Below are 7,633 nucleotides of genomic sequence, written 5' to 3'. Positions count from 1 at the left end.
GAGGGCGGCATCGCCCCGAATGCCTCGACCCGCGAGGCGACCGACGACACGATCCTGTCGCCGCGCTTCTACACGACCGATTTCGCGGCCATGGACCGGCTCGACGTCGGCGCCGTCCGGACGCAATGGGACGCTCTCATCCGCGAGATGCGGGACGACCCGAACAAGGGCCATTTCAAGAAGAGCCCGGACCTCTACACGGATCTCGACAAGCTTCCGCCCGAGTTGCGGAAGGAAGTCCTCGATTTCCTGGTCTCATCGCTCACGGCCGAATTCTCGGGCTGCGTCCTCTATTCCGAGATCAAGAAGCGGATCACCAATCAGGACATCCGCGACCTGTTCACCTTCATGAGTCGCGACGAAGCCCGGCATGCGGGCTTCATCAACGAGACCCTGAAGGACCACGGCATCGGCGTCGATCTCGGCTTTTTGACCAAGGCCAAGAAATATACTTATTTCAAGCCCAAGTTCATCTTCTACGCGACCTACCTGTCCGAGAAGATCGGCTATGCCCGCTACATCACGATCTATCGCCAGCTCGAGCGTCATCCGGACAGGATGTTCCACCCGATCTTCAAATGGTTCGAGAAGTGGTGCAACGACGAGTTCCGCCACGGCGAAGCCTTCGCCCTCCTGATGCGGTCAGATCCGAGTCTTTTGCAGGGCCGGAACAAGCTCTGGATCAAGTTCTTCCTGCTCGCCGTCTTCGCGACGATGTATGTACGCGACCACATGCGGCCCGCCTTCCACGAGGCGCTCGGGATGGACCCGACCGAATACGACATGCGGGTCTTCCGGATCACCTCAGAAATCTCGCAACAGGTCTTTCCGCTCACCATCGACATCGACCACCCGTCTTTCCTGCCGACGCTCGAGAGCCTGTCCCGGATCTCGGACCGGCTCGGCGAGGCGAAGCGGCAGGGCGGGTTCGTGGGCGGCCTGAAGCGGGCAGGCCTCAGCCTCGCGGCGGGTGCGACCTTCCTCCGACTCTACGCGATCCCGTCGAGGCCGAACGCGCTCCCGGCCGACGCCCGATTGGTCCCGGCCTGGTGATCGGGACCGCGTTCGTTGTCCGATACCCTCCTCCCGATCGGCTACGGACTCATCGTTTGGTGGGTCTCGACCGGCCTCGTTCTCTACGTGGTCGGTCTGTCCGGCGCCCGGTCCCGCGCGACGCTCGGGGGCGCCGCCCTTCTCCTCGCGGCCTCGCTCGCGGCGCTGGTCGGGTGGCGCGAGGATACCGGCGCCATCGAGACCTACGGCGCGTTCACGGCCGCGATCGGGGTTTGGGGAGCGCAGGAGATCGCGTTTCTCTCCGGCTGGATCACGGGTTCGTGGCGTTCGGACTGTCCGGCGGGAGCGCGCGGATGGGCCCGGACGGGTTTCGCGGTCCGGGCCGTGATCCATCACGAGCTCGCGCTGGCCGTATCGGGTCTCGCCGTCGTGGCCTGCGTGGCGGGCGGAACGAACCAGGTCGGCGCCTGGACCTACGGCGTTCTGTTCGCGATGCGGATCAGCGCCAAGCTGAACGTCTTCCTCGGCGTGCCGAACATCACCGAGAATTTCCTGCCGGCTCACCTCGCCTACCTGAAGAGCTTCTTCGGCCGGGCTTCGATGAACCTGCTATTCCCGGTTTCGGTCACGGTCTCGACCGTCGCGCTGATACTCCTCGGGCAGCGCGCCTCCGGCCTCGACGGGACGGCCGCGACGGCGCTCGTGCTGCTGGCCACCCTGGTCGCGCTCGGGCTCCTCGAACATTGGTTCCTGGTGCTGCCGCTTCCGGTGGAGGCGCTGTGGACCTGGGGCCTGGCGTCCCGGGACCGGCGCGCCGCGGCCGCTGCGTCGAAGCCCGGGGACGCCGAGGGCACGAAGATCATCCGGCTCGAGCCGCGTTCCGGAAGCCGTATCATCGGCGGTCCGGCGGCTCCGGGCAGACCAGTCTTACTGTGCACAGAAGCCGAGACGCGCATCGCCGCGGTCCGAACGGAATAGGTCAGAGGGGCTAGCCATGAACTACGAAGCGTTCTTCACAAGGCACCTCGATGGCCTCCGCCGCGCCGGCAATTATCGAACCTTCGCCAATCTCGAGCGGAATGCCGGCGTGTTTCCGCAGGCGACGCATCGGGGCGAAGGCGGGGCGCGACCCGTCACGGTGTGGTGCTCCAACGACTATCTCGGGATGGGCCAGCATCCTCTCGTGATCGAGGCGATGCACGAGGCGCTGGACCGCTGCGGCGCAGGCGCCGGCGGGACGCGCAACATTTCGGGCACGAACAACACCCACGTGCTGCTCGAGCGCGAACTCGCCGACCTGCACGGCAAGGATTCCGCCCTCCTGTTCACCTCCGGCTATGTGTCGAATTGGGCGAGCCTCTCGACGCTGGCCTCCCGCATGCCGGGCTGCGTCGTCCTGTCGGACGCCCTGAACCACGCCTCAATGATCGAGGGCATCCGCCACAGCCGGGCCGAGACGCAGATCTTCGCCCACAACGACCCGGCGGACCTGGCCCGCAAGCTCGCCGCGGTCGACCCCTCCCGGCCGAAGCTCGTCGCCTTCGAATCCGTCTATTCCATGGACGGCGACATCGCTCCGATCAGGGACATCTGCGACGTCGCCGACCGGTACGGGGCCATGACCTATCTGGACGAGGTGCATGCCGTCGGCCTCTACGGCCCGCGCGGCGGCGGCATCGCCGAGCGCGACGGGGTCGCCCATCGGCTGACCGTCATCGAGGGAACGCTCGCGAAGGGCTTCGGCGTCATCGGCGGCTATATCGCGGGCTCGGCCGCCTTGTGCGACTTCGTGCGATCCTTCGCCTCCGGCTTCATCTTCACGACGGCGCTGCCGCCCGCGGTCGCGGCCGGCGCGCTCGCCTCCGTCCGCTATCTCAAGACGAGCTCGGCCGAGCGCGAGGCGCAGCGCGACCGGGTGGACGCGGTGCGGCGCGGCCTCGACCGGGCCGGCATCCCGCATCTCGCCAATGACAGCCACATCGTGCCCGTGATGGTCGGCGACCCGATCCTCTGCAAGGGCATCTGCGACCTCCTCATGTCGGCCTACGGGATCTACGTGCAGCCCATCAACTACCCGACGGTGCCGCAGGGCACGGAACGCCTGCGCATCACGCCCTCGCCCATGCATAGCGACGCCGATATCGAGCACCTGGTCGGCGCCCTCTCGGCCATCTGGAGCGAGCTCAGGGTCGCGCAGGCAGCCTGAGGCCGCCGCCGCTGGGCTCTCATTCAGGGCTCGGTCACGCGCCGCGAGACGGCGCCCCGTCGCTGTCTTGCAGATCTCGACTCAACACCCTTCGTCTTTGCGAGCGGAGCGAAGCAATCCAGGGGCGCACGCACGCTGGCCTGGGTTGCGTCGACGCTCACGCTCCTCGCAGTGAGGCGGGCAGGCGACCGCGCGTAAACCACCACCGTCCCAAAACGGAAGAAGCCGCGTCTTGGCGACGCGGCTTCACCAGTCCTATCTGCCCGTCGCACCCGGCGGAGCCGGGCGCGGCGGCCGTCATCCGCTACCCGGCGATCATGCTGTGCTTCACGGCCCAATCATACCAGCTGTCGACGACCGTGCCGGTGAGGAGGATCCCGATCCCGCCGGTGAGCGTCGTCAGGACCGCGAACCACCAAGCCCAGCGGTGGATCGATTCCGCCGTGGCGTTGAAGCCCATCGTCCAGCGCCAGAACAGCATCCCGCGCTCGAAGGCCGTGCCCCGATCGGTGATCTGCTCGACCTCCCGATCGGAGCCGAAGCGGCTGGTCGCCAGCACGGTCGCGCCGTGCATCGCAAACAGCACCGCCGATCCGTACAGGAAGGCGATCGAGAGCATGTGGAAGGGGTTGTAGAACAGGTTGCCGTGCTGGAGGGAGAAGTTGTTCGTCCAGTCGAGATGGGGGAAGATGCCGAAAGGTACGGCCTCGCCCCAATGGCCCAGCGCGATCGGTCGGAAGAAGCCCAGCACCAGGTAGAGCCAGATCGCCGAGGCGAAGGCCCAGGCGACGTGAGTGCCCATCCCGAGGCTGCGGGCCCGCGTATAGATCCTGGCCCACCAGAGCAGGATCGAGGCTGTGAGGAAGAAGCCGGCGATCTGCCACCAGCCACCCTCCTTCAGGGGACACAGGACGCAGAACCCGGCCGATTGCGGCGGCGGCTCGAGCGCCAGCCAGGGCAGGCGGCGCACGAACTGGACCGGGTCCCAGTTCACGGAGGCCCACATGTTGAGCCCGATGATCTCGAAAGCCGTGACGCCGCAGATCAGCGACGCCAGGCCGAGCCAGCCGAGATAGAAGGGGCCGACCTGCGCGTCCCCGATCTTGCCCAGCCAGTAGAAGAAGGACGGACGTCCGACCCGAACATAGCCGTTATTCTCGGCCACAGGCACGCCCACATAGGCCGGCGCTCGGATCTGGACCGGTGTGAAGATGTTCTGATATTCCCTCATGGCCCGTCCTCCCTCAGCTGGCCCAGATCGGCAGGTTCAGCCACCAGTTCCACCAATCCGGCCATCCCTCGCTCCAGAGCGGGCCGGAAATCACGATGCAGACCGCGCTCCAGAAGCCGGCCGACAGCGCGAGGAACAGCCCCAGCCTGTGGATGCCGAGCGTGCCGATCGACCAGCCGACCGTGTCGCGGAAGAAGGTGTTCTCGTGCGCGGAGCCCTTCACCACGGTGCCGGGCTTCGGGTTGGCGGCCGACAAGACGAGCCCGCCATGCATCGAGAGCGCGAGAGCATTCGTGAAGAAGAAGCTCACCGCGATCATATGAGCGGGGTTGTAGTGGAAGTTGACGTATTGATAGCCGGTATTCGACACCCAATCGAGATGGCTAATGAACCCGTAGGGGAAACCGTGGCCCCAGGCGCCGAGCAGGGCGGGCCTGATCACGACGAGTGTGAAATAGGCGAAGACGGCGACCGAATAGGCGACCGGCACGTGGTAGCCCATGCCGAGCTTGCGGGAGATCTCGGCCTGGCGGAAGATCCACGACACGAAGGCGCCGATCGCGCAGATCGTGATGATCTGCCAGAAGCCGCCTTCCGCGAGGGGAGCGAGCCGCAATCCGTAGCTGATATCGGGCGGGTTGATGCTGATCAGGAACGGGTTCCAGGTCGGCCCGATCGCGGCAGCGTAGAAGATCAACGCGGAACCGATGAAGGAGAAGAAGATCGTCGTGACCCCGAAGAAACCGACATAGAAGGGGCCGACCCAGAAATCGAAGAGATCGCCGCCGACGAGCGTCCCCCCGCGAACGCGGTATTTCTGCTCGAAGCTCAACATGGCCATGGCTGCATCTCCCGAGAGAGACCGGGCACGCGGCCCGGCGAGGAGGAGGAGAGCGGCGGACGGGCCGAAAGCATCGCCCGCCGCTCGTCTGGTGAGGCAGTCCGCCCCGCTATCGGGGCGCCGGTGCCGTGCCGGTCGCCGCAGCGCCGGCGCGGTTCGCGCGCGATCCTTCGAGCCAGTTGAACCTGTCCGTCGAGAGCAGGATGAAGTGGATCAGAAGCGCGAGCGCGAACAGGAAACTGAACAAGGCGATCAGCGTCCTGCGCGGATCGAACATCATCCAAATACGCCACATGTGACGTCTCCTATCCGATGAACGAGGTGAGGGTGCCGGCGAACTGGGTCGCAGACTCGAGGGCAGACCGGTAGCCGTTGGGGCCCGGCAGCCAGGGACGCCACATCCACACGAGGATGTGTGCGACGACGGCGATCGCCGTGAAGATGATGAAGCTCGTCATGAAGAGCGTGTGGAATTCACGCGCCTCCATGTCGGTGAGGCCGGACAGCGTGACATCACGCGGTCCGGGATTGACATCTAGAGCCATGGTGGTGACCTCCTTTGGCCTCTGGCCGGGACCGCGCCTCGACGGCGCGGCTGGATATCGGCGGCTCCGGCCGCCGAGCAGGATGCCCCCGCCGTTCAGGGCGGGAACAGTCCACAGGCCGTCACCCCATCAGGGACAACGATCCGCAGGTTTGGGCCGCGGCTCTGGCTTCGCGGAAGACGGAGGGACGGGAGAGGCGCGGGCCGGTCGGGTTCGGCCGCTGGCCGGGACGCACCCGCCTCGCGAGCGAGGCCACCATGAAGATCGGGAATGTCAGCCAATAGACCACCCGGAAATGAACTTCGTCGGCGCGGCGGCGGGGGCTCGCCCCGCTCGGAGCCGGCAACCGGGGTCTGTCCGCGAAATCGTTGCCGGGACGCGGATGGGCAACCGGGAGTGCGAGGGCAGCGCTCATGCGGCATTCTCCTTCGATCGATGGTCTTGGCCGAGGACGTGGTCGCGCCCGACGCGGGTCCGACCCGAGAGCCGGGCCTTGTGCTCGGCAGCATCGCGGAGCCGCTTTGCGGCCGAGATCCGGACGAGGACGGGCTCGGCCTCGACGAGGTCTTCGAGCGCGGTGCGGGCGTCCTCGTCCCAGGCGAGATCGCGGACGAACCGGGCCGGCGTCGCCTGCACGCGGTCGAGCTCGGTGCCGAGCGGGATGATGTGGAAGAGCGCGTCGAAGAGCGCATTGCAGACCTCCTGGACGAGGTAGGTCGCGCCGGCATAGCCCATGAAGGGCGTGCCGGTGTGGCGCCGGATGATGGCGCCCGGGAAGGAGGCCGGAATGTAGGTGGAGCGTCCGCCGGCCTCGGCCAGATACATGCGCTCGTTGAACGAGCCGAACAGGATCAGGGGAGGCTTGGTCCGGACCGCCTCCCGCACGGCGTCGTTGTCGGGCTTCACGCCGGCGCGCCGGCTGAACGAGAAGGTGCAGGGCAGCCCCATCTCGGTCTCGAGGAAATTGCGGACGCCCCGCGCATAGGTTTCGGTCGCCACGATCGCGAAGGAGGCGGTGCCGAAGAAGTCCTGCGTCACCGAGCGCCACAAGTCCCAGAGCGGCTTGATCGTCGTGTGCTTCTCGCGCTCGATGAAGGGCTCGGGATCGAGTCCCGTAAGCTCGCCCAGGCTGCGCAGGAATTTGGTGGTCGAGTGCAGGCCGATCGGCGCCTGCAGGTAGGGCCGCTCCAGCGCCTCGCAGAGCCCGCGCCCGAATTCCCGGTACAGGCAGACATTGACGTCCGCCCGCGCGAGCTTCGGCACGTCGAGGAGATGCGAGCCGAGCGGGAAGGTGAGGTTGACCTCGGCGCCGATGCCTTCGACCAGCCGCCGGATCTCGGCGAGGTCGGAGGGCGTGTTGAAGGTGCCGTAGATCGGCCCGATGATGTTGACCCTAGGCTTCTCGCCTTCCTTTCGGGGCTTCGGCTCCGGAATCCGCTTCGGGCCGTATTCCTTGAGCAGCCAGGTCAGGGCCCGGTCGGCGGCCTGCCACTGGTCCTCGTCGATGGTGCGGGGCAGGAAGCGCTTGATGCCCGTGCCTTCGGGCGTTACGCCGCCCCCGATCATCTCGGCGATCGAGCCCGTGACGACGACGGCCGGCAGGTCCGGGTCGAGCGCCTTGTGGGCGCGCCGCATGGCGCCTTCGGTTCCGTCGCGGCCGAGTTCCCGCTCGGAGAGGCCGGTGACCACGATCGGCAATTCGTGGGGCGGCAGGGCGTCCGTGTAATGCAGGACGGAGGTGACCGGCAGGTTCTCGCAGCCGACCGGACCGTCGATCACGACCTGCAGGCCCTTCA

General features: G+C 66.8%; 9 protein-coding genes. 3 read left to right on the top strand and 6 right to left on the bottom strand.

Annotation, left to right across the window (positions count from 1 at the left end; genetic code table 11):
- The 3 genes from acsF to hemA all read left to right on the top strand — a co-directional run.
- Positions 1 to 1,053, top strand: a 1,053-nt coding sequence (acsF, locus tag ACFE87_RS24295) for a magnesium-protoporphyrin IX monomethyl ester (oxidative) cyclase (protein ID WP_375462240.1), incomplete at its 5' end; no start/stop codon positions are given.
- 15 nt (positions 1,054 to 1,068) lie between these two features.
- Complete coding sequence (puhE, locus tag ACFE87_RS24290) at positions 1,069 to 1,992, top strand: putative photosynthetic complex assembly protein PuhE (protein WP_375462239.1); 924 nt, start codon at positions 1,069 to 1,071, stop codon at positions 1,990 to 1,992.
- 16 nt (positions 1,993 to 2,008) lie between these two features.
- Positions 2,009 to 3,220: a 5-aminolevulinate synthase gene (gene hemA, locus ACFE87_RS24285; protein ID WP_375462238.1), complete on the top strand. Its 1,212-nt coding sequence runs from the start codon at positions 2,009 to 2,011 to the stop codon at positions 3,218 to 3,220.
- A gap of 304 nt (positions 3,221 to 3,524) precedes the next feature.
- On the opposite strand, the gene pufM is transcribed toward hemA, so the two are convergent.
- The 6 genes from pufM to bchZ all read right to left on the bottom strand — a co-directional run.
- Entirely contained in the window at positions 3,525 to 4,451 is a 927-nt protein-coding gene (gene pufM, locus ACFE87_RS24280) for a photosynthetic reaction center subunit M (RefSeq protein WP_375462237.1), read from the bottom strand.
- Between the two features lie 13 nt (positions 4,452 to 4,464).
- Positions 4,465 to 5,292 (bottom strand): photosynthetic reaction center subunit L, encoded by an 828-nt coding sequence (gene pufL, locus ACFE87_RS24275; RefSeq protein WP_375462236.1) that lies wholly within the window; start codon positions 5,290 to 5,292, stop codon positions 4,465 to 4,467.
- Positions 5,293 to 5,401: 109 nt separating this feature from the next.
- Positions 5,402 to 5,587 (bottom strand): light-harvesting antenna LH1, alpha subunit, encoded by a 186-nt coding sequence (pufA, locus tag ACFE87_RS24270; RefSeq protein WP_375462235.1) that lies wholly within the window; start codon positions 5,585 to 5,587, stop codon positions 5,402 to 5,404.
- A 10-nt stretch (positions 5,588 to 5,597) separates the two neighbouring features.
- Positions 5,598 to 5,837 carry a light-harvesting antenna LH1, beta subunit gene (pufB, locus tag ACFE87_RS24265; RefSeq protein WP_375462234.1) on the bottom strand — a complete coding sequence of 80 codons (240 nt, stop codon included), beginning with the start codon at positions 5,835 to 5,837 and terminating at the stop codon, positions 5,598 to 5,600.
- Positions 5,838 to 5,958: 121 nt separating this feature from the next.
- Positions 5,959 to 6,252 (bottom strand): hypothetical protein, encoded by a 294-nt coding sequence (locus tag ACFE87_RS24260; protein ID WP_375462233.1) that lies wholly within the window; start codon positions 6,250 to 6,252, stop codon positions 5,959 to 5,961.
- On the bottom strand, positions 6,249 to 7,633 hold a 1,385-nt coding region (gene bchZ, locus ACFE87_RS24255), incomplete at its 5' end, for a chlorophyllide a reductase subunit Z (protein WP_375462232.1). The genes bchZ and ACFE87_RS24260, both read right to left, overlap by 4 nt.

The sequence above is a fragment of the uncultured Enterovirga sp. genome (assembly GCF_964242715.1).
Classification (GTDB): domain Bacteria; phylum Pseudomonadota; class Alphaproteobacteria; order Rhizobiales; family Beijerinckiaceae; genus Enterovirga.
This window is presented reverse-complemented; position numbering and strand designations above follow the sequence as displayed.